Origin of the sequence: Flectobacillus sp. BAB-3569, assembly GCF_002270355.1 — a bacterium.
GTDB lineage: Bacteria > Bacteroidota > Bacteroidia > Cytophagales > Spirosomataceae > Flectobacillus > Flectobacillus roseus.
Genome location: NZ_NJFZ01000037.1, coordinates 1 through 1,994, shown reverse-complemented (window position 1 = coordinate 1,994; position 1,994 = coordinate 1). Strand labels below are relative to the sequence as shown.

The 1,994-nt window shown below is 34.6% G+C and carries 1 protein-coding gene, 1 tRNA gene and 1 pseudogene; 2 read left to right on the top strand and 1 reads right to left on the bottom strand.

Going from position 1 to position 1,994, the window contains the following annotated elements; all coding sequences use genetic code 11:
- Positions 1 to 83: 83 nt before the first annotated feature.
- Positions 84 to 161, bottom strand: a tRNA-Val gene (locus BWI92_RS24670).
- Between the two features lie 481 nt (positions 162 to 642).
- Here BWI92_RS24670 and BWI92_RS24665 point away from each other — a divergent pair.
- The gene (locus tag BWI92_RS24665; RefSeq protein ID WP_374761220.1) at positions 643 to 1,476 is read left to right on the top strand and encodes a TerC family protein; all 834 of its coding nucleotides are present in this window, start codon (positions 643 to 645) and stop codon (positions 1,474 to 1,476) included.
- 279 nt (positions 1,477 to 1,755) lie between these two features.
- Positions 1,756 to 1,994, top strand: a pseudogene (locus tag BWI92_RS27845) (hypothetical protein); the annotation flags it as partial.

The window sequence follows — 1,994 nt, the reverse complement described above, 5'->3', positions numbered from 1 at the left end:
CTAGGATTCGAACCTAGGACCCCCTGCTTGTAAGGCAGGTGCTCTGAACCAGCTGAGCTATGAAACCTAAAATGAAAATAAAGTGGTGGTCCCACTAGGATTCGAACCTAGGACCCCCTGCTTGTAAGGCAGGTGCTCTGAACCAGCTGAGCTATGAAACCATTTTATTTTGTTGTTGTCGTTGCGTTTAACGTGGTGCAAAATTACGCGGTTGAAATGTATTATGCAAGTCCTTTTCTGAAAAAAATCATATTTTTTTGAAAGTTTTTAGTAACGTTTTTGTTATCAGATAGTTAAATGATGAAAAATTTTTGCATTTTTTTCAAAAAAACTGCTCGACTTTTCTGAAATTCACAATTTTTAAAGAAAATTCGTATTTATTCCTCTTTTTAAACACTCAAATAGGAGGAAGAAAAATGAAAAATTTCCCAAAAAAACTTCCGAATCCATTTAACAAACGATTTTTACCAATAAACCAATAAAATGAAAGGCTTGTAAGCAAAACTTTCCTTCTATAGAAAAGAAGATTTTTTTAATTCATAAAACCTGATAGATTTGTAACAACAAGAACAGACAATCACTCCTTGTTTTGTTCGAGGAGAATTTAAAACAATAATTTCTTAAACCAACTTTTTAAAAATGATACAACAACTATTAAGTCCAGATGCCATCATCAGTTTAATTACACTTACATTTCTTGAAATTGTATTAGGGATCGACAACATTATCTTTATTTCGATTGCGGCTAACAAATTAGCAGTAAAAGATCAGCCTAAAGCTCGTAATATTGGTTTGTTATTAGCCATGATTTTCCGTGTGGTATTATTGTTTGGCTTGTCGATTATTATTTCCCTACAAGAACCTTTTGTTCACATCGATTGGGGTTGGTTTAAGGCAGGTATTTCAGGTCAAAGTTTGATTCTATTTGTGGGTGGTTTGTTTTTGCTCTACAAAGCTACCTCTGAGATTCACCACAAATTGGAAGGTGATCCTTCTGAAGATCATGTAGACCGTCCGAAAGGAAGTGCAGCAGATAAGTTGACGGCTGTAGTTCTGCAAATTGCCTTAATCAATATCGTGTTCTCTATCGACTCGATTTTGACAGCTATCGGTTTGACTCATAACTTACCTGTTATGATTCTTTCAGTTGTGCTATCTATTGTGATTATGATGGGCTTCTCTGGTCCTGTAGGCAAATTTGTTAATGACCACCCATCAATTCAAATGCTAGGATTAGCATTTTTGATTATGATTGGTTTTATGTTGATTGCTGAAAGTGCTCATGGCTCGCATGTGTCAATTTTTGCATCAGAAATTGGTACAGTACCGAAAGGATATTTATATTTTGCAATTGCCTTCTCATTGTTAGTAGAATTCTTGAATATGAAGACTCAAAAAGCAAAACCTGTACAGTTGCATGATTACAAAGTGCAAGCTAAAAAAGAAGGTTTGTTGGAAGATGAAGATGAGAAATAAGTCGAAAATAAGGTAGATTGGTCAATTACGACTTGAAACTTTTCAACGAAGCTGTTTAAACTAGGGAAAGAATGCTTGAGTTAAAGTCAATAATATGACTTGTTCTTGATCAATAATTTCACTTAGCAGGTGGATTTATCCACCTGCTAAGTGAACGTTTAAACAGCTTCAATCTCAACAAACATGAGTCATCCCGAATTTTTCGTGAAGACTTTTAAAAAAGAAACCTCCTTGTTTACTTTGTGAATTACGACAAACACAAACAAACAGGAGGTTTCTATGCATAAAGCATTTCTACAAAATAATGACATAAAATCGAGTAAGTCAAGACTCTCTCATTTACTTCTTCATAAACTTGATCTTTATCTTGCTGACGTCCAGTTATCGTTAGATTCTGTTCTGGATAAGCGTTTAGTTCGTACTTTTTACGATTTAATAGTTGCCATTTTATTGCATCGACACAACTCTATGGGCTTATTGCTTAGTGAGTTAGGTGGCTATATTTGCGGTTTTTCACA